General features: G+C 73.0%; 22 protein-coding genes and 1 riboswitch. Of the genes, 8 read left to right on the plus strand and 14 right to left on the minus strand.

The genetic code is table 11. From position 1 onward, the window contains the following. Window positions 1–8: 8 nt before the first annotated feature. From AMYTH_RS0110850 to AMYTH_RS0110875, 6 genes are all read right to left on the minus strand, one after another. Window positions 9–629, minus strand: a complete 621-nt coding sequence (locus AMYTH_RS0110850) for a dihydrofolate reductase family protein (RefSeq protein WP_027930343.1) — start codon at window positions 627–629, stop codon at window positions 9–11. A 110-nt stretch (window positions 630–739) separates the two neighbouring features. Continuing rightward, entirely contained in the window at window positions 740–1,210 is a 471-nt protein-coding gene (locus AMYTH_RS0110855) for a nitroreductase family deazaflavin-dependent oxidoreductase (RefSeq protein WP_020418462.1), read from the minus strand. A gap of 73 nt (window positions 1,211–1,283) precedes the next feature. Beyond that, complete coding sequence (gene egtD / locus AMYTH_RS0110860; protein ID WP_027930344.1) at window positions 1,284–2,258, minus strand: L-histidine N(alpha)-methyltransferase; 975 nt, start codon at window positions 2,256–2,258, stop codon at window positions 1,284–1,286. Next, the gene (egtC, locus tag AMYTH_RS0110865) at window positions 2,258–3,016 is read right to left on the minus strand and encodes an ergothioneine biosynthesis protein EgtC (RefSeq protein ID WP_027930345.1); all 759 of its coding nucleotides are present in this window, start codon (window positions 3,014–3,016) and stop codon (window positions 2,258–2,260) included. Before egtC ends, egtD begins: the two co-directional genes overlap by 1 nt. Before the next feature lie 2 nt (window positions 3,017–3,018). Beyond that, complete coding sequence (gene egtB, locus AMYTH_RS0110870) at window positions 3,019–4,380, minus strand: ergothioneine biosynthesis protein EgtB (RefSeq protein ID WP_051362638.1); 1,362 nt, start codon at window positions 4,378–4,380, stop codon at window positions 3,019–3,021. After that, complete coding sequence (locus AMYTH_RS0110875) at window positions 4,377–5,630, minus strand: glutamate-cysteine ligase family protein (protein WP_027930347.1); 1,254 nt, start codon at window positions 5,628–5,630, stop codon at window positions 4,377–4,379. Before AMYTH_RS0110875 ends, egtB begins: the two co-directional genes overlap by 4 nt. Window positions 5,631–5,797: 167 nt before the next feature. Here AMYTH_RS0110875 and AMYTH_RS0110880 point away from each other — a divergent pair, with 167 nt between their 5' ends. From AMYTH_RS0110880 to AMYTH_RS0110905, 6 genes are all read left to right on the plus strand, one after another. Then, window positions 5,798–6,391 (plus strand): TetR/AcrR family transcriptional regulator, encoded by a 594-nt coding sequence (locus AMYTH_RS0110880; RefSeq protein ID WP_017988099.1) that lies wholly within the window; start codon window positions 5,798–5,800, stop codon window positions 6,389–6,391. Window positions 6,392–6,582: 191 nt separating this feature from the next. Next, window positions 6,583–7,914: a hemolysin family protein gene (locus AMYTH_RS0110885; protein ID WP_027930348.1), complete on the plus strand. Its 1,332-nt coding sequence runs from the start codon at window positions 6,583–6,585 to the stop codon at window positions 7,912–7,914. Continuing rightward, complete coding sequence (locus AMYTH_RS0110890) at window positions 7,911–8,954, plus strand: hemolysin family protein (protein WP_027930349.1); 1,044 nt, start codon at window positions 7,911–7,913, stop codon at window positions 8,952–8,954. Before AMYTH_RS0110885 ends, AMYTH_RS0110890 begins: the two co-directional genes overlap by 4 nt. Continuing rightward, window positions 8,954–9,817, plus strand: coding sequence for a hypothetical protein (locus AMYTH_RS0110895; protein WP_027930350.1), 864 nt, complete (start codon window positions 8,954–8,956; stop codon window positions 9,815–9,817). The genes AMYTH_RS0110890 and AMYTH_RS0110895 overlap by 1 nt, the downstream gene beginning before the upstream one ends. A 552-nt stretch (window positions 9,818–10,369) precedes the next feature. Next, window positions 10,370–11,263, plus strand: coding sequence for a substrate-binding domain-containing protein (locus AMYTH_RS0110900; RefSeq protein ID WP_037322496.1), 894 nt, complete (start codon window positions 10,370–10,372; stop codon window positions 11,261–11,263). Between the two features lie 154 nt (window positions 11,264–11,417). Further along, window positions 11,418–11,780 carry a hypothetical protein gene (locus AMYTH_RS0110905; protein WP_027930352.1) on the plus strand — a complete coding sequence of 121 codons (363 nt, stop codon included), beginning with the start codon at window positions 11,418–11,420 and terminating at the stop codon, window positions 11,778–11,780. Here the strand turns inward: AMYTH_RS0110905 and AMYTH_RS0110910 are convergent. Continuing rightward, window positions 11,758–12,528: a helix-turn-helix transcriptional regulator gene (locus AMYTH_RS0110910; protein WP_027930353.1), complete on the minus strand. Its 771-nt coding sequence runs from the start codon at window positions 12,526–12,528 to the stop codon at window positions 11,758–11,760. The genes AMYTH_RS0110905 and AMYTH_RS0110910 overlap by 23 nt on opposite strands. 124 nt (window positions 12,529–12,652) lie before the next feature. Here AMYTH_RS0110910 and AMYTH_RS0110915 point away from each other — a divergent pair, with 124 nt between their 5' ends. Then, on the plus strand, window positions 12,653–13,015 hold the full coding sequence (locus tag AMYTH_RS0110915) for a nuclear transport factor 2 family protein (RefSeq protein WP_027930354.1): 363 nt from the start codon (window positions 12,653–12,655) through the stop codon (window positions 13,013–13,015). A gap of 161 nt (window positions 13,016–13,176) precedes the next feature. Then, a riboswitch (glycine riboswitch) is annotated at window positions 13,177–13,277 on the minus strand. A gap of 42 nt (window positions 13,278–13,319) precedes the next feature. Here the strand turns inward: AMYTH_RS0110915 and AMYTH_RS0110920 are convergent. From AMYTH_RS0110920 to AMYTH_RS44610, 7 genes are all read right to left on the minus strand, one after another. Beyond that, window positions 13,320–13,886: a MerR family transcriptional regulator gene (locus AMYTH_RS0110920; protein WP_027930355.1), complete on the minus strand. Its 567-nt coding sequence runs from the start codon at window positions 13,884–13,886 to the stop codon at window positions 13,320–13,322. 358 nt (window positions 13,887–14,244) lie between these two features. Next, window positions 14,245–14,718 carry a bifunctional nuclease family protein gene (locus AMYTH_RS0110925; RefSeq protein ID WP_017988091.1) on the minus strand — a complete coding sequence of 158 codons (474 nt, stop codon included), beginning with the start codon at window positions 14,716–14,718 and terminating at the stop codon, window positions 14,245–14,247. A 248-nt stretch (window positions 14,719–14,966) separates the two neighbouring features. Further along, a complete protein-coding gene (ftsR, locus tag AMYTH_RS0110930) occupies window positions 14,967–15,719 on the minus strand; it encodes a transcriptional regulator FtsR (protein WP_037322497.1) in 753 nt (250 codons plus the stop codon). After that, on the minus strand, window positions 15,716–16,180 hold the full coding sequence (gene garA, locus AMYTH_RS0110935) for a glycogen accumulation regulator GarA (protein WP_017988089.1): 465 nt from the start codon (window positions 16,178–16,180) through the stop codon (window positions 15,716–15,718). Before garA ends, ftsR begins: the two co-directional genes overlap by 4 nt. A gap of 104 nt (window positions 16,181–16,284) precedes the next feature. Next, a complete protein-coding gene (gcvH, locus tag AMYTH_RS0110940; protein ID WP_027930357.1) occupies window positions 16,285–16,668 on the minus strand; it encodes a glycine cleavage system protein GcvH in 384 nt (127 codons plus the stop codon). A gap of 57 nt (window positions 16,669–16,725) precedes the next feature. Then, window positions 16,726–17,337: a CDP-alcohol phosphatidyltransferase family protein gene (locus AMYTH_RS0110945; protein WP_027930358.1), complete on the minus strand. Its 612-nt coding sequence runs from the start codon at window positions 17,335–17,337 to the stop codon at window positions 16,726–16,728. 362 nt (window positions 17,338–17,699) lie between these two features. After that, the gene (locus AMYTH_RS44610) at window positions 17,700–17,903 is read right to left on the minus strand and encodes a hypothetical protein (protein ID WP_037322498.1); all 204 of its coding nucleotides are present in this window, start codon (window positions 17,901–17,903) and stop codon (window positions 17,700–17,702) included. A gap of 155 nt (window positions 17,904–18,058) precedes the next feature. Between AMYTH_RS44610 and AMYTH_RS50245 the strand changes: the two genes are divergently transcribed. Beyond that, window positions 18,059–18,526 (plus strand): hypothetical protein, encoded by a 468-nt coding sequence (locus tag AMYTH_RS50245; RefSeq protein WP_228684709.1) that lies wholly within the window; start codon window positions 18,059–18,061, stop codon window positions 18,524–18,526. The last annotated feature ends 31 nt before the right edge of the window (window positions 18,527–18,557 follow it).

The raw sequence follows: 18,557 nt of genomic DNA on the forward strand, positions 1-18,557 counted from the left end.
GCGGGTTTTCAGGCGGCCGGGTACTGCGGGCGCCCGGCGGGCCGGTAGACCTGGATGGTCACGCCCTCCGAGTCCGTCCGCGAGTCGGCCAGGTCGAGCGCGAGATCGGGGCCGGCGTCCGGGAACAGCCGCGCGCCCTGGCCGAGGACGACCGGGATCACGATCAGGGTCATCTCGTCGACGAGGTCGTTGGCCAGCAGCCACCGGGTCAGGGCGCCGCTTCCGTGCACCTGCAGCTCGCCGCCCGGCTTGGCCTTCAGGTCCGCGACGGCGGCGGCCAGGTCGCCGCCCAGGACGGTGGTGCCCGGCCACGCCGGGTCGGTCAGGGTCGTCGAGGCGACGTACTTGGACCGGGAGTTCAGCGCCCGCCGGACGGGCTCCCAGCCGGGGACGTCCGCGTCCGTGCAGGATCCCCACGAGGCGGCGAACAGCTCGTAGGTCCGCCTGCCGAACAGGAACGCGTCGGCGCGCTGGTAGGTCTGCTTGATCAGCGCGTGGGTGCCGGCGTCGCCCTTGCCCAGCGCCCAGCCGCCACGGTCGAACCCGCCGCGGCGGTCCTCCTCCGACGCGCCGCCGTTGCCCTGCATCACGCCGTCGACGGTGATCTGGGTCATGGTCGTCAGTTTCATGGTCGCGGTTCCTCCACCTCGGCGCCGCCCCGTTCGCGGGCGGCCTCACCCTGACCACGAACACCACCACCCGGATCCGACACCGCCCCCGGAATTTTTTTGCCGCGGAGCTACCGGCGGGTGAGCAGGAAGATCGGCAGCTCCCGGCCGGCGGCGAGGCGTTCCATCTCGTAGCCGGGCCAGAAGTCGAGCAGGCGCTGCCACATCCGGTCGTAGTCCTCGCCCTTCACCGGCTGCGCGGTGACCGGGATCTCCTTCCCGCGGATGGCCACCGTCGCCTCGGCGTGCTCGCGCAGGTTGAAGGTCCAGCCGGGGTCGCGCGGGCGGCCCCAGTTGGAGCCGACGAGCACGAAACCGTCCTCGTGCGGGAAGTACAGCAGGTTCGTGCTGCGCGGCAGTCCGCTCTTGCGCCCCAGGGTGGTCAGCCGCAGCGACGGCAGGCCCGCGATGCCGACCAGGGTCACCCGGCCGCCGAACCAGCGGTGCAGCCGCTTGTCCGCCCAGATGATGACCTTCGCGAGCCGCATCAGCCACGGGCGGGTGCCCAGCCTGCGGGCCAGGAGCGGGAGCGGGTTCTTCACGACCCCTATTGGACCACCCACCCGCTCCCGCCACCGGTCGACCCGCGCTGCGGCGCCGGTCACGATTCCCGCACTAGCTCATCGCGCGGGCCAGGGACACCCCGAACCGTCCCGCGGCGTCGGTCCACCACTGCTCGACCTCGAAGCCGGCGTCGGCCAGTTCCGCGGTCACGCCTTCGCGGCGGAACTTCGCCGAGATCTCCGTCCGGATGTGCTCGCCCGCCTCGAACGAGACCTCCAGGCCGGCGCCCGGGATCGACACCCGCATCGCCTCCGGGGCGCGCAGCCGCATCTCGATCCACTCGTTCCCGGCGTCCCAATGGGCGACGTGCTCGAAGGCGTCCGGGTCGAAGTCCGCGCCCAGCACCTCGTTGACCACCCGCAGCACGTTGCGGTTGAACTCCGCCGTCACCCCGGCCGAGTCGTCGTAGGCGCGGACCAGCGTCTCCGGGTCCTTGACCAGGTCGGTGCCCAGCAGGAACCACTCGCCTTCGCCCAGCACGTCCCGCACCGACCGCAGGAACTTCCCCCGGTCGGCGGGCAGGAAGTTGCCGATCGTGCCGCCGAGGAACGCGACCAGCCGCGGCGGCTCCCCGGGCAGCAGGCCGAGGTGCTCGGTGAAGTCGCCGACCACGCCGCGCACGTCGAGCCCCGGGTAGTCGGCCTGGATCGCCTCCACCGCCTCGGCCAGCGCGGCCTCCGACACGTCCAGCGGCACGAACGTGCGGAGGCTGCCGTGCTCGCGCAGCCCGTCGAGCAGCAGCCGGGTCTTCTCGCTCGATCCCGAGCCGAGTTCGACCAGCGTGTGCGCGCCGGTGAGCTTCGCGATGCCGGCGGCCTCCCGCGCCAGCACCTCGCGTTCGGCCCGGGTCGGGTAGTACTCGGGCAGCGCGGTGATGTCCTCGAACAACCGGCTGCCCGCCGCGTCGTAGAACCACTTGGAGGGCAGCCACTTCTGCTCGGCCGACAGCCCCTCCCGCACGTCCGCGCGCAGCGCCTCGGCGATCTCGGTGGCGCCGCGGTGGATGTCCAGTTCGGACTCGGTCATCAGGGAACACTCCGATCGGCGTTGAGAGGGATGACTTCGACGGCGCCGTGCCGGGCCGCCACGAGGTGCCGGTCGGGCACCTCCGACCAGCCGGGCGCGTCGTCGAGCGGTTCGGACGCGAAGAGGACGGCCTCGCCCTCGACCCGCACCGACAGGGCGTGGGTCCAGGCGGTGCCGACGAGGACGGTGCCGTCGGTGAGCAGGAAGTTCAGCCGCGACCCCGGCGCGGCGCGCTCGACCTGGGTGATCAGGTCGGCCACCGCGCCGACGGGGTCCTCCCCCGCCTCGAGCCGCTCCCGCAGCAGCGCCCACAGCACCGCCGAGTCGGTGGGCGCCTCCAGGGTCATCAGGTCGGTGACCGGCAGCTTCCCGGCCAGCGCGGCGAGGCTGTCCGGCCAGCCGCGCACCATCCCGTTGTGGCTGAACAGCCACCGGCCGCCGGTGAACGGCGCGCACGCGCCCTCCCCGGACGGCATCCCGGTGGTGCCGTTGCGCACGGCGGCGACGAACGCTCCACTGTGGACCGAACGGGCCAGCCGGGGCAGGTCCTGGTCGCTCCACAGTGGAACCGGGCGCCGGTACCGCACCGGCTCCGGGCCGTCGCCGAACCAGCCCAGCCCGAACCCGTCGGCGTTGACCACGCCGCCGCCGCGCATGTCCCGCGGCGCGTAGGTCTGCCGCAGCAGCGAGTGCGGCGCGTCGAACACCGGCTCGGCCGGCGAGCGCGGCGGGCCGAGGTAACCCAGGTGGCGGCACATCGTCAGGCCCGCTCGCCCGGCGCGGCGTCCCGCGCGCAGCGGAACCCGGCGAAGATCTGCCGCCGGATCGGGTAGTCCCAGTTGCGGAACGTGCCGCGGACCGCCGCCGCGTCGGTGCCGAACGAACCGCCGCGCAGCACCTTGTACTCGGGCCCGAAGAACACCTCCGAGTACTCCCGGTACGGGAAGGCGCGGAAGCCCGGGTATCCGGCGAAGTCGGTGCTCGTCCACTCCCACACGTCGCCGATCAGCTGGTGCACGCCCAGCGCCGAGGCGCCCTTCGGGTAGGCGCCTGCCGGCGCGGGCGAGAGGTGCCGCTGGCCCAGGTTCGCGTGCTCGGGCGTGGGATCGTCGTTGCCCCACGGGTACCGCCGGGACTCCCCCGTCGCCGGGTCGAACCGGGCGGCCTTCTCCCACTCCGCCTCGGTGGGCAGCCGCTTGCCCGCCCAGGCGGCGTAGGCCTCGGCCTCGTAGTAGGACACGTGCACCACCGGCTGGTCTGCCGGCACCGGCTCGTGCACGCCGAAGCGGACCCGCCACCAGCCGTCCGGCTCGCGGCGCCAGAACCGCGGCGCGGTGATGTCGTGCTCGGTGCGGTACGCCCAGCCGGCCGCGCTCCACAGCTCACGCCGGTCGTAGCCGCCGTCTTCGAGGAACTCCACGTACGCCCCGTTGGTCACCGGCACGGTGTCCAGGTGGAAGGCGTCCACCTCGACCTCGTGGGCCGGGCGCTCGTTGTCCAGCGCCCACGGCTCCAGCGACGTGCCCATGACGAACGGGCCGGCCGGGACGAGGACCTCGCCGGGCAGCGGCCCCGATCGCGCGGGCGGCGGCGCGGGCGCGTGCAGCACCGGATCGCCCTTGCGCAGCTGGTGGGTGGCCAGCATGGTCTCGTCGTGCTGCTGCTCGTGCTGGGTGATCATGCCGAAGGCGAACCCGGCCTCGGTGAGGGGGCGGCCCGTCATCGGCGCGCGCTCCAGCACGTCGAACGCCTTGGCCCGCACCTCGGCGACGTAGGCGCGCGCCTCGGCCGGCCCCAGCAGCGGCAGCGACGGCCGGGTGGCGCGCGGGTGCTGGAACGCGTCGTAAAGGTCGTCGATGTCGGGCCGCAGCGGCTCCCGGCCGCCCACGTCCCGCACCAGCCACAGCTCTTCCTGGCTGCCGATGTGCGCGAGGTCCCACACCAGCGGCGACATCAGCTTCGAGTGCTGGCGGACGAGGTCGTCGTCGTCCACCGCCGCGGTCAGCGCCGTGCTGCGGGCGCGGGCCCGCTCCAGCGCGGCGGCCGCACGGGAACGCAGCGCCTCTTCGGACAGTTCACGCACCGGGTTCGGCGCCTCGGTCAACGGCGACACGTCGGTCATCTCGTCCCCTCCCCGGCGTGCGCGAGCCGCTGCACGCCTTCGCTGATCCGGTTGACGGTCTCCTCGGTCAGGTCGGTGCGGGCCAGCTCGGCGCACCCGAGGTCGGCGACCTCGCGCGCCACCGCCGCCATCCGCGGGTCTGCCATCCCGGCGCGCGCGGCGCGCTCCCACTCGCCGTCGACGGGCGCGCACACCTCGCGCACCCGGTCCACTGTGGAGGGACGGTCGAGCAGGGCGGTCAGCAACGCGACCGGGTGCAGCCAACGCTGCCGCGGCTGGGCGTCCAGGTAGCGGACCTCCAGGTAGCCGTGCGGCCGCACCGGGGTGAACATCGTGGTCAGGTGGTAGTCCAGATCGGCCGTGGTCGGCCGCCGCAGGACCCGTCCGGCGCCGCGGCCCGCGGCCCAGTCGGCGAAGGTGAGGCCCTCCGGCGCGTCCCACGGCCCGTCGCCGCGCCGCACCACCAGCAGCGGGGTGTCCATGATGCGGCGCGACCAGCTCGCCGCCGGGTCCGGACCGCACGCGGCCGCGGAGGTCCGGCACGCCTCGGTGCCCATCACCGCCAGCCAGCGGGCCGACGCCGCGCCCGTGTCCCGCCCCGCGTGCCGCCGGGAGTTGGCGAACAACGCGAGCAGCGGCGGGCCGAGGGCGTGGACGGCGGCCCACCGGGCCGCGAACGTGTCCGCCTCCCCGGCGTCGACGCAGATCTGCAGGCCGGCGGTGCTGCACATCATCGTCACACCGCCGTCGCCCATCGGGGTGAACCGGCGTTCCATCGCGGCATAGCGGGGCGTGTCGAGCAGCCGGGCCGGGGCGCGGTGGGCGTCGATGCCGTCGTCGCGCAGGACGAACCCGTGGCGGGCGAGCAGTTCGGTGAGGTGAGCCAGATCGGCGGCCACCACGTCGGCGAGCTCGCGGAGCGAGGCCTGTGGCAGGGCGGAGATCTCCACCTGGCCGCCGGGTTCGAGAGTCAGGGGCGAGCCGGCGGGCAACGGCCTGGCCGGGCTCCCGGGACTGAGGGTGCGCGGGGCGTGCGGGCCGAGCGCACGGGCGAGGTCAGCAGGGTCGAGTGGTCTTCGCAGGTCGTCCGCGTAGTGCACGGTGTACTCGAGCTCCACGCCGAGCAGGCGGGGTGGCCCGTGCTTGAAGCACACGGACGCCACGTACGCCTCACCCTCGGCGCGGTCGGAGACCACCTTCGCCGCCACCGCGCCACCGGGGGCGGGTGACGTGGGCCGGACCGCTGTCATGTCGTGTCCAATCGCCGGGGATCACTCGCTTTCGGACGCTACACGCGGGTACCGACAATTTTCAGGGTTGACCGGGGCCGTTCGCGACTGCCGGCAACACATCCGTAAGAATTGCAGTAAGTACGTACGGTTTGCGAAAGCCGGGCCCGCGGTGTCAGGATTTAGCCATGCCCCGGGTCAGCCAGGACCACCTCGAAGCGCGCAGGCGCCAGATCCTCGACGGATCCCGCGTCTGCTTCGCCCGGTACGGCTACGAGGGTGCCACGGTGCGCAGGCTGGAGGAAGCGACCGGGCTCTCCCGCGGCGCGATCTTCCACCACTTCCGCGACAAGGAGTCGCTCTTCCTCGCCCTCGCGGAGGAGGACGCGGCCCGGATGGCCGACGTGGTCGCCCAGCAGGGCCTGGTGCAGGTGATGCGCGAACTGCTCGCCGAGGGCAGCGACCACCCCGCGGACTGGCTGGGCACGCGGCTGGAGGTCTCCCGGCGGCTGCGCACCGACCCGGAGTTCCGCGGCCGCTGGGCCGAGCGCTCGCACCAGCTGACCGCCGCCACCCGGCAGCGCCTGCTGTGGCAGCGCCAGGCCGGCAACCTCCGCGACGACGTCGACGTGGACGTGCTCACCGCCTACCTGGAACTGGTCCTGGAGGGCCTGGTGTCGCACCTGGCGATGGGCCTGCCCGCCGACGACCTCGGCCCCGTGCTCGACCTCGTGGAGGAAAGCGTGCGGCGGCACCGGGTGCGCGCCTCGGCCGACTCCTGACACGCTCACCAGCGCCGACGCCCTCGTGCGCGCGCACGGGCGGGTATCATGGCGCACACATTCACAGCCAACTCCCAAGGAGTGACTTCTTTCGTGCGCGACGCGCAGTCACCTGGTGACAGTACGAAGCCGGGTGATCGACCCGGCTTGCCAGAGCACCTCCCCGGCCCGGTTCAGGACCGTGACGGCCGATGACGGAAGTGCTCCTCTCCGTTCTCGGAGTCCTCTTCTTCGTGTTGCTCACCGTCGGCACCGGTCTCGCGGTGGCCGCCGAGTTCTCCCTCACCGCGCTCGAGCGCAGCACCGTCGAGGCGCACGTCCGCCAGGTCGGTGACAAGCGGGCACGCACCGTCCGCAAGGCGCATTCGACGCTGTCGTTCCAGCTCTCCGGCGCGCAGGTCGCGATCACGCTGACCACGCTGGTCACCGGGTACGTCGCGGAGCCGCTGATCGGCAACCTGGTCCGCCCGCTGCTCACCGCCGCCGGCATGTCCGACGGCTTCGCCGCGGGCGCCTCGCTCGTCATCGCCCTGCTCCTGGCGACCATCCTGTCGATGGTGCTGGGCGAGATGGCGCCCAAGAACCTCGCGGTGGCCAAGCCGCTGGAGACCGCGCGGGCCGTGATGGGCTACCACTCGCGGTTCTCGGCGCTGTTCCGCTGGCTGATCACGCTCATGAACAACAGCGCGAACTGGCTGGTCCGCAAGTTCGGCATCGAGCCGCAGGAGGAGCTGCGCTCGGCGCGCTCCCCGCAGGAGCTCGGCTCGATCGTGCGCACCAGCGCGGAAAGCGGCACCCTCGACACTTCGACGGCGCAGCTGCTGGACAAGTCGCTGCGCTTCGGCGACCGCACCGCGGAGGAGCTGATGACCCCGCGCGTGCAGGTCGAGTCGCTCACGGTCGGCGACACGATCAACGACCTCGTCGAGCTGTCCCGGCGCACCGGCCACTCCCGTTTCCCGGTCTACACCGAGGACCTGGACGACGTGCAGGGCGCGGTGCACGTGAAGCAGGCGTTCACCGTGCCCGCCGCCGAGCGGGGCACCACACGGATCGCGTCGATCATGCGGCCGGTGCCCACCGTGCCGGAGTCGCTGCCCGGTGACGCGCTGCTGTCCCGGCTGCGGGACTCGCGCTTCCAGGTGGCGATGGTCGTCGACGAGTACGGCGGCACGGCCGGCCTGGTGACGCTGGAGGACGTGGTCGAGGAGATCATCGGCGACGTCCGCGACGAGCACGACACCGGCGAGGCGCCGTCCTCGCAGCAGGTCGGCTCCGACACCTGGCTGGTCTCCGGCCAGCTGCGCGCCGACGAGGTCACCGAGGTCACCGGCTTCCGGATGCCCGACGGCGACTACGAAACCATCGCCGGCCTGATGCTGGAGCGGCTCGGCCGCATCCCCGAACCCGGGGACTCCACCGAGGTCGACGGCTGGTGCCTGACGGTGTCCGAAATGGACCGGCTGCGCATCGCCGAGGTGAGCCTGCGGCCGCGGGCCGGGCGGACGGAGGTGGCGCGGTGAACGACTGGCTCGCGATCTTCCTGATCGTCGTCCTGCTGCTGCTGAACGCGTTCTTCGTGGGCGCGGAGTTCACCCTGATCTCCTCGCGCCGCGACCGGCTGGAGGCCCTGCTGGAACAGGGCAAGACCCGGGCGCGGATCGTCATCAACGCGAGCAAGCACGTGTCGCAGATGCTCGCCGGCGCCCAGCTGGGCATCACGATCTGCTCGCTGATCCTCGGCCGCCTCGGCGAACCCGCGGTGGCGCACCAGCTCGAGGGGTTGTTCGGGCTGCTCGGCCTGCCGGACGTCGTGCTGCACACGGTGTCCTTCGCGATCGCGCTGGCGTTCATCACCGTCCTGCACGTGCTGATCGGCGAGATGGTGCCGAAGAACCTCGCCATCGCCGAGCCGGAGCGGCTGGCGCTGTGGCTGGTGCCGATCCACGTCGGGTGGGTCAAGCTCGCCAACCCGTTCATCTGGCTGCTCAACGCGATGGCCAACGCGCTGCTGCGGCTGGTCCGGGTGGAGCCGAAGGACGAACTGGAGACCGCCTACACCTCCGACGAGCTGGCCGAGCTGCTGTCCGAATCGCGCCGCGAGGGCCTGCTGGAGCAGTCCGAGCACGAGCGGCTGAGCCAGACGCTGTCGTCGGTAGAGAAGACCGTCGCCGACGTCCTGGTGCCCACCGCCGAGCTGACCACGCTGCCGAGCACGCCGACGGTGGGCGACGTCGAGGAAGCGGTCTCGTCGACGGGCTTCTCTCGGTACCCGCTGCGGTCGGCGGGCGGTGAGCTGATCGGGTACCTGCACGTCAAGGACGTGCTCGACCAGATCGGCGAGGCCCCGGGGAGCCGGGTGCCCGCGGACAAGACGCGGCCGCTGACCGATCTGCCCGCGCACGCCCGCCTCGACGAGGCACTGTCCGCGATGCGCCGCGAGGGCAGCCACCTGGCTCGCGCCCGCGGCGCGGACGGCACGATCATCGGCGTGGTCGCCCTGGAGGACCTGGTCGAGGAGTACGTGGGCACGGTGCGCGACGGGACGCACGTGACGGCGTGATGCGGGTTCTGGCCGAGGACGAGTGGCGGGCCCGGCAACGCGACCACGTCGCGCGGGTCCGCCGCTGGACCGGCCCCTACCAGGAGCGCCGGTCGCGGGGCGAGAAGCACCCGGTGCACGACTTCCTGTTCCAGTACTACCCGCACCGCCCGGCGCACCTGGAACGGTGGAGCCCGGGACCGGGTGTGGTGCTGGCGGGGGCCGCTTCGGAGTTCCTGGCGCGGCCGGAGTTCCGGGAGACGGCGGGCGGCGTGGTGCTCGGTGATCTCCCTGCCAAGCAGGTGCCGAGGGTGCGGGCGTTGCTGGTGCTGCTGGAGGCCACCGCGTCCCGCCCGCCGCGGCTGAGCTGTTTCGGGCTGCACGAATGGGCGATGGTGTACCGGCAGGCGCCCGGGCAGGTGCGGCACAACCAGCTGCCGCTGCGGCTGGGCGCGTCCGGCACCGACACCGTCGTCGAGTCGCTGGAACTGCGCTGCGGGCACTACGACGCGTTCCGGTTCTTCACCCCGCCCGCGCGGCCGCGCAACGCACTGGAGCCGTCGCGGGAGCGGCAGGTGGAGCTGGAGCAGCCGGGGTGCCTGCACGCGAACATGGACCTGTACCGGGCGGCGTTCAAACTCGACCCGTTCGTGCCGTCCGAGCTGGTCGCGGACTGCTTCGAGCTGGCGGTGGAGATCCGCGAACTGGACATGCGGGCGAGCCCGTACGATTTGTCAGGACTGGGCTACTCCCCCGTGCGGATCGAGACCGCGCGAGGGCGGGCGGAGTATGCGCGTGCCCAGGCGGCGTTCGCCGCCCGGGCGGAGCCGCTGCGCGCTCGGCTGATCGAGCACTGCCGGACGCTCCTCGCACAAGGGCAGTAACGCTCAGTCCTGCGATTTTCGTGGGTTCATCACGTTTCGCTAACGACGAACCCCTGTTAGGGTGAACGTCGTTTGTCGGAGCACACGGAGAGTTGAGGAAGAGCACGCATGGGGCGACACAGCAGGGGCGACGACCCCGCTCACGGCCGTCCTGAGGCTGGGGAGCCGACGGGGTACCGGCAGGCGGCGCCGCGGCCGGGCGAGGCGGTGGGTGCTTTCCCGGTGGATCCTGGCTCGGCGAGCGGGTACCAGCGCGTGCCCGGCGGTGCTCCTGGCGATGGTCCCTACGGCGCGGCCGCTGGCGTTCCCCGCGGCGCGGCCCCCGGTGTTTCCCACGGCGTGGCCCCTGGTGTTCCCGCGGGCGGCCGGACTCCTCCCGTCGAGGCGGGCAGTCGCCGCGCGGGCGGTTTCGCCGCGCCCGGCGAGACGACCGGCAGCCGCCGTGCGGTGAACTCCGGCTTCCGAGGGGCCCGCTCGGTGGCGGCCCCGGGCGAGGCGACCGGCAGTCGCCGCGCCGTGGGCGCTTCCGAGCCCACGGTTGGCAGGGGCGCCGTGGGTGCCTCTGAGTCCACCGGCAGCCGCCGGGCGGTCGGCGCCACCGAAACCACCGGCAGCCGCCGCGCCGTCAGCGCCACCGAAACCACCGGCGGCCGCCGCGCCGTCAGCGCCACCGAGACCACCGGCAGCCGCCGGGCGGTGGGTGAGTCCAGTGGCTACCGGCGTGGCCGCGCGGGCGAGGGCACCAGCACCCGCATCCTCGCCGTGGACGGCCGCCCGCAACTGGGTCGCCGCCGGGCCGGGGCCGGCGAATCCACCGGCTCCCACCGGGTCGCGCCCGGCGAGGCCACCGGCTCGCACCGGGTGCTCGGCGAGGCCAAGCGCGGCATCGCGAAGTGGCCGATCGTCGCCGGGGTGTTCGTCGTGCTCCTCGTCCTCGGGATCCTCGGCTGGGGCTGGGCGGACAGCATCGTCGCCAACCGGGCCGAGGCCCAGGCCAGCGCGTGCGCCGAGGGCGACTCCAACCTGAACGTCGTCGCCGCCCCGTCGGTGGCCCCCGCGGTGACCGCCGCCGCCGAGCGGTGGAACCAGGCGAGAACCGTGGTGCACGCGCACTGCGTCCACGTCCAGGTCCAAGCCATCGACGACCAGCGCGTCCTGCTGGCGCTCACCGGCCGCGGCAACCTCGACTCGATCGGCGGCCAGCCCGCCGTCTGGATCCCGGAGACCACGGCGACGATCACCGAGCTGACCACCGCCCGGCCCACCCTGCTGACCTCCCCGGCCGAGCCGCTCGCGGCCAACGCCCGCGCCGACTACCCGTGCGCGGTGCTGACCGCCGAGGACGTCGACGAGGTCCAGCAGCGCGCCTCCCAGAGGTTCCGCAACTACCTCCAGGAACCGGCGCAGCAGGCCGACTTCGCCCGCCTGCTCAACCCCGGCGCCTAGGGCACCGCGCCCTGGGGCGAAACACGGCCCGCAACGGACGCCCCCGCCGATCCTGGCTCACAGTCGCCGCACAGCTCGCGCACCGGTGACCGCACGGGTCACCCCGGTTGACTCGACGCGCCCGGACCGGAGCGGAGCCGAGGGAGCTTCATGGGTGGCCGGCGCGTCGTGCTCGCGATCGTCGGCGTGGTGGACCAGTCGGCCAAGTGGTCGGCGCGGCGGCACGCTGATCAACAGCGGCGGCAGCCACCTGGTCGGCGAAGCGATCGGCGGCTGGTACCGCGACCCGCTCGCCGGCGCGCGCCTCGACGTCCTCGGCGCCGCGGGGCTGGGCCTCGCCGTCGTCGCCATCGCCGCCGGGACCGCGCTGCTCGCAGTGGCCGCCGGACGCGGGCTCGTCCGGCTGCGCCTGCGCCCGGTGGCGCGGCCCCGGCTGCTCGCCGGCGCAGTGGGCCTGGGCGCGGTGCAGGACACCGGGGTGACCAGCGCCGCGCTCACGCCGGCCGTCGGCCGGTGAGCACCTCGCGGGTGGCCGCGTCGGCCGGGTAGAACGACTCGATCACCAGCTCGGCCAGCGTGACGTCCAGCGCGGTGCCGAAGGTGGCCACCACGGACAGCAGGGTCAGCTCGGCGTCGCCGCGACGCAGCCGCACCGGCACGAACACCGAGCCGGCCGGGGCCTCGTCCACCGGGTCGTCGCACGGGTATCCGCTCACCTCGGCCAGCAGGTCCGCGAGACCGGGGTCGCCGGTGATCTCCACCTGCCGCCGCAGCCTGCCGAGCAGCTCGGCCCGCCACTGCCCCAGGTTGATCACGTGCGGGGCGAGGCCGCGGGGGTGCAGCGCGATCCGCAGCACGTTCGCCGGCGGTTCCAGCAGCGCGGGGTCGACGAGGTCGGTCAGCAGCGTGATGCCGCTGTTGCTCTCGACGAGGTCCCAGTTGCGGTCCACGACGACGGCCGGGTACGGCTCGTGCCCGGCGAGCAGGTGCCGGACGGCGTCGAGCGCGGCGCCCAGGTCGGGCAGCGGGGTCTCCGGGAACACCGGCGCGTAGCCGGCGGCCAGCAGCAGCCGGTTGCGCTCCCGCAGCGGCACCTCCAGCCGCTCTCCCAGGCGCAGCACCATTTCCCGGCTCGGCTGGGACCGGCCGTTCTCCAGGAAGCTGAGGTGGCGCGTGGAGATCTCGGCGGACAGGGCGAGGTCGAGCTGGCTGAGCCTGCGGCGTTCCCGCCACTGCCGCAACTGCTCGCCCACGGGGCGCTGCATGGTCGTCACCCGTGCGAAGTTACGGGGCGCGCGCACGGCGCCGCCATTACCTCCCGCGTAATCGACGGGCCGCGCGATCCGGGCGATGGTGATCAGGTCACACCGACCGATCAGGAGGAATCCGATGACCGACTACACCGCTCTCGCCCAGGGCTACATCGACGTCTGGAACGAGACGGACGCGGACAAGCGCCGGGCGCTGGTGGAGGAGCTGTTCACCCCGGACGCGCAGTTCACCGACCCGATCGACTCGGTGCGCGGCACCGCCGCGATCGACGAGTTCATCGGCGCGGCGCAGGCGCAGTTCGCGGGGCTGGAGTTCAGCCTCGGTGGCGCCGTGGACGGCCACCACGACCAGGCCCGGTTCACGTGGCACCTGGGCGCGCCGGGCGCCGCCGAGCCGCTCGCGATCGGCTTCGACGTCGTCGTGGTCGAGGACGGCCGGATCGCTCGGGTGCTGGGCTTCCTGGACAAGGTTCCCAGCTGACGCGGATCCGCCGGCCGGCCCGGAACCCCCAGTTCCGGGCCCTCCCCACTCTGTCGTGCCCCGTGAGGGCGCCTGAGAGGTTCACCCGAGTGTTGAGCCGGGTTTGCACCTTCGGCGGGGCCGGACGTAGTTGTGCCCGTCGGCCCGCTTTCCAGAGGCGTCTCGTCCGCGCGGTCCAGGGTGCCTGAGAGGTTCCGGGGAGGCTTTGCTCCTTCGGCGCCGGGCGCGCTGGTGGTGGCCCGGTCTCTCCCGCGCGGCTTCGGCGACCGCGTTCAGTACCCTACTCCCCGGTTCGGGGAGACGATCATCCGGTCCGGCGTGCGTTGCGGCGCTGCGTGAGTTCGTCCGGAACGACCGGTTCGATCTCGCCACCGTCGGCGCGCTCGGCCGGGAACTCGTGGATCGTGCCGCTGATCTCCTGCATCGGGACCTTCACCGCGATGCCGAACACGCCCTGGCCGCCCTGGAGCAGATCCACGATCTCCTCGGGCGAGGTGCACTCGTAGACGGTGGTGCCGTCCGAGACCAGGGTGACTTTCGCCAGGTCGCGTGCCCCGCGCTTGCGCAGGTGCTCGACGGCGACACGGATGTTCTGCAGCGAGACGCCCGTGTCGAGTAAACGCTTCACGATCTTGAGGGCGAGGATGTCCTTGAACGAGTACAGCCGTTGCGAACCCGAACCGTGCGCCGTGCGGATGCTCGGCGCGACCAGCCCGGTGCGCGCCCAGTAGTCCAGCTGCCGGTAGGTGATGCCGGCGATCTGACAGGCCGCGGGACCTCGGTATCCGACCAGCTCGTCAGGCAGGGACGAGTCCGGGAAGAGCTCACCCTGCTCCCCGGGCACGACCTGAACCGGCCTTTCGTCGACCACGCATGCCTCCCCTCGCCCGGCCGTGCGGCCGGTCGAAACAAGCACCCGGGGCCCTGGAGTAGGACCCGCGGCAGTGGCGAACCGCTCCGGTGCCCCAGTGACCGCGCCGCGGCCGAATCACACCGAAGCGATTTACCGCCATCGACGGTATGCGCGGGCGCGCGCCCGGTCAACGCGACGCGCGGCCCCGCCTTCACACAGTCTTGAGAGTTGATCGGTGAAGACGCTCCGACCACGGTTACCCGGACGGGTAATTTTCGCCGCGAAGGCGGCAGAGACCCCGGAACGCGCCGAAGGGGCCCTCCCGGCCGGTGCTCGAGCCGGGAAGACCCCTTCGGCGCCGCCGGAGGCGGGGCGGTCAGGTGTCCGCGCCGCGGAAGTCCTCCGGCGAGACGGATTCGAGAAATTCGCGGAACTTCTCGACCTCGTCCTCCTGCTCGTCCGGGATGATCAGCCCGGCCTCGTCGAGCACCGCGTCCACCGCGTGGATCGGCACCCCGACGCGCAGGGCCAGCGCCACCGAGTCGCTCGGCCGCGCGGACACCCGCACGTTGCCGTCGAAGACCAGTTCGGCGAAGAACGTGCCTTCGCGCAGGTCCGTGATCACGACCTGTTCGAGCTCGCGGCCCAGCGCGCCGATGACCTCCTTGAGGAGGTCGTGGGTCAGCGGGCGCGCGGGGCGGACGCCCTGCTGCTCGAGTGCGATCGCGGTGGCTTCCACGGACCCGATCCAGATGGGGAGGTACCGCTCACCCTGCGCCTCCCGGAGCAACAAGATCGGCTGGTTCGCGGGCAACTCGACCCGCACGCCGACGACGCGCATTTCGCTCATCGGGCTTCGCCTCCCTCTCGTGTGCGCGGGCCGCGGCGCTGGTCCGAGGACCCCGCATCGACATCTCCGACGCTACCCGCCATCCCGGCACCGTGCTCGCTCGCGGGGACTGTGTGGCAGTCGCGTGGACCGTTCCGGCAAATCCATCACCAACGGTACGGCATCGGCGGCTCGCTGCGGAGTCCCGAAACCATGTCATTACCGTCGCGACCCACGACCAGCGGAGATCCAGAACCGCACCACCGGGCTCACCCGCCGGTCACGTCCCGGATGCCCGCTTTGACCAGCAGCGTGTGCAACGTCACCGACAGTGCCGCCAGCTGCCGCGCCAGCTCGTCCGCCCGCGCCTTGGCGTCCGGGTCACGCTGCCGTGACACGGGCGCGACGATCTGCTCGAGCAGACCGACCTCGCGGTCCGCCGACGCGCGGAAGGCACGCAGGTGCCGCGGCTCGATGCCGTACTCGGTCATGGCGCGGACCGTGCGGGCCACCAGAACCGCGTCCGGGTCGTAGAACCCGGCCGCGCCGGGGCGGATCAGGCCGTACTGCTCCAGCTCGGCGAGCAGGGAGTTGTCCACGCCCGCCTCGGCGAGCAGGTCCTCCCTGGTCAGCCGGACGTCGCGGCCCGGCGCGAAGTCGTCGGGCCGGGGCAGCCCGTCCCCGGGGCCCGGCGTCGCCGGGATGGGGACCAGCTTGCGCGGCAGCCTCCCGCCGAGGCCCTGGCCGTCGGACAGGCCGCGGTCGGCGGCGTCGAGCTGCTCCTTGATGACCTTGAGCGGGAGGTAGTGGTCCCGCTGCGCGGCCAGCACGAACCGCAGCCGCTCGACGTCCGCCGCGGAGAACTGCCGGTATCCGGACGCGGTCCGGCCCGGGCGGACCAGTCCCTCGGACTCGAGGAACCGGATCTTGGAGATGGTGACATCGGGGAAGTCCGGGCGCAGCTGCGCCAGCACCGCCCCGATGCTCAGTCCATCACGCTGTGGCCGCCCGGCAGCCGTCACCGCGCCCCCTGGCCCCCGTGCCCCGGGCCGGTCAGGAAGACCAGGCGGAACTTGCCGATCTGCACCTCGTCACCGCCCGCGAGCACCGCCTGGTCGACCGGCTCGCGGTTGACGTAGGTGCCGTTCAGGCTGCCCACGTCGATGACGACGAACTCCCCGCCCTCGCGGCGGAACTCCGCGTGACGGCGGGACACCGTGACGTCGTCGAGGAAGATGTCGCTGTCCGGGTGGCGCCCGGCGCTCGTGGTGTCCCGGTCGAGCAGGAAGCGCGAACCGGCGTTCGGGCCCCGCTTGACCACCAGCAACGCCGTGCCTGCCGGCAGCGCGTCGACACCGGCGACCGAAGGCTCCGGCGTCGGCGCCTCCTGACCCTCCACGTCCGCCAGGAAGTCGGCCCGGAAGACCGAGGTCCGCTCCGGAGACTGCTCCGGGGGAACGCCGGGCCCGTCGTTGGTGCTCACCTGAGCTCTCCTCACCACTGATGTGTCGCTGGCTGAAAACCTGTGGCTGCCAACGTACCGTGCCTGATCGATTCGGCCCCCGCGGCTCCCCCCAAAACGCGGTCCTAGCCTGCGGTCAGCCGGTTGTAGGCGTCGGCGTCGAGCAGCCCCGCCACGGCGTCGGCGTCGCTCACCCGGATCTCGACGAGCCACCCCTCGCCGTAGGGGTCGCTGTTGATCAGCTCCGGCGAGTCGCCCACCGCGTCGTTGACCGCGACGACCTCGCCGTCGACCGGGGCGAACAGCTCGGACACGCTCTTGGTCGACTCGACCTCGCCGAACGGCTCCCCCGCGGTCACCGCCTTGCCGGCCTCGGGCAGGTCGACGAACACCACGTCACCCAGCTGGTCCTGCGCGTACTCGGTGATCCCGACCCGGACCACGTCGCCGTCACGGGTGGCCACCCACTCGTGCTCCTCGGTGTAGCGCAACTCTTCTGGCGCGGACACTCCACGTCCCCTTTCCTGCCCGGCTCGCGCGTGGCGTCGCGATGCTCGCGCGAAGTCTTACATCCGCCCGCCCGCTCTGGCACGCCGGACCGCCCAGAAGGTCTGCAGCAGGTACAGCGCGCCGGACCACACATACAGCACCGTGCCCCACGCGGTGAAGGAGTAGGCGATCGGCCGGGCGATCGCGGCCGCGGTCGAGCCGCCCTGGGTGAGCAGCAGGAACGGGAAGGCGTACATCAGCACGAAGGTCGCGGCCTTGCCGATGTAGGTGACCTCGGGGGGCGCGTAGTCGTGGCGGCGCAGCACCAGCAGGGCCACCCCGACCAGCAGCTCACGCCCGACGAGCACCGCGACGAGCCACCAGGGCACGATGCCGCGGACCAGGAAGGCGATCAGCGTGGCGACGATGTAGAGCCGGTCGGCGGCCGGATCGAGCAACTGCCCGAGGCGGCTCGTCTGGTCCAGCCAGCGCGCGAGCTTGCCGTCCAGCCAGTCGGACAGGCCGCTGAACACCAGCAGCGCCAGGGCCCAGCCGTCGGCGCGCGGGCCGAGCAGGAGCCACAGGAACACCGGGACGCCCGCGAGCCGCAGCAGGGACAGCAGGTTCGGCACGGTCCACGCCTGGCGCAGCAGGCTGGGCTCGGCCGTCTCGGCGCGGGGTTCGATCACGGGGTAACCCTAATCGGTGGGGCGGCGGCGGGTTCACCCTCGGAGTGGCGGTCCCTGGTGGCGACCGCCGGACCCGGCGGCTCGGGGCCGGCCGGTTCGGGAAGCGGCTCGGCCCGCCGGGCCGACAGCCGAGCAGCGCCGTGGAACCGGCGGGCTTGCGGCCTGTGCCCGCGGGCCGCCGGCCGAGGCGTCGGCCCCGGCCATTCGCGGAACCCGACCGGGCCGGCGGCATGCAGCCTCGGCAACCGCGCGATCCCGGCCTCCCGCCTCCGCGGCAGGCCGGGCAGCCGGGCAAGGCGCTCGGCCCGCGACCGCTCGCCGAACCCGGCTCCGCCGGTCCTGGGACCTCGTGTGCGGGGGTGTCAGCCCGCGCGGCGGTGCGTCCAGCCGCGGCGGCGGAGTTCGTCGCCGGTGAGGGTGAGTGGGCGGCCCAGGTGGTCGGTGCCCACCCAGCGCAGGGTCCCGGCCCCCGGCTCGAGGACGTAGGGGCGGCCCTGGCTCCACACGACGGAGCAGGGGGCGGTCGGAAGCGGATCCGTCTCGGTGGCGGTCTCGGTGCTCAACACGACTGTGGTGTCGCGCGAGGCGGGCGAAGTGTTAGCCGCCTGCCAACTATTCACCCGGCCGGTGGATCATTGTCCACAGTGGAGCTCCGGAGGGCGCGTCCTGCCTGCGATTTCGCCGGTGTCGCGGTACTTTCCCGCCGAGGAGGCAACCACTGATGACCGCACCCCGCCGCGTCCTGCCGCTGCTGCTCCTGTCCGCCGGCGTCCTGACCGGCTGCTCCGCCACGCCCGGCGTCGCACCCCAGACGAGTGCACCCCAGACGAGTGCGTCCGCGAGCGCGCCCGCGAGCACCCCGGCGGGCACGGCCACCCCCGCGCCGAGCACGTCGGCCGGCACGACCGGGGCACGCGCGGACGGCTGCGGCACCGTGCCGGCCGCGAGCGGCCTGACCCTGCAGGTCATGGACACCACGACGAGCACCCTCAGCTGCGGTCAGGCCACCGACCTGGTGACCCGGTTCCAGCGGGCGATCGCCGGGCGGCAGCCTGCCGGGTCGGGCCGCCCGGTGAGCGAGACCGTGGACGGCTGGCTGTGCGTCTCCGGCCCGCCCGCGTCGCAGGGCGGCACCACGTGCAGCCGCGGCGAGGACACCGTCTTCGCTCGCGTCACCGAAGCGGAGTAACCGCCCCCGGCCGGGACCGGGGGCGGCCCGC

The sequence above is a fragment of the Amycolatopsis thermoflava N1165 genome, assembly GCF_000473265.1.
Classification (GTDB): Bacteria; Actinomycetota; Actinomycetes; order Mycobacteriales; family Pseudonocardiaceae; genus Amycolatopsis_E; species Amycolatopsis_E thermoflava.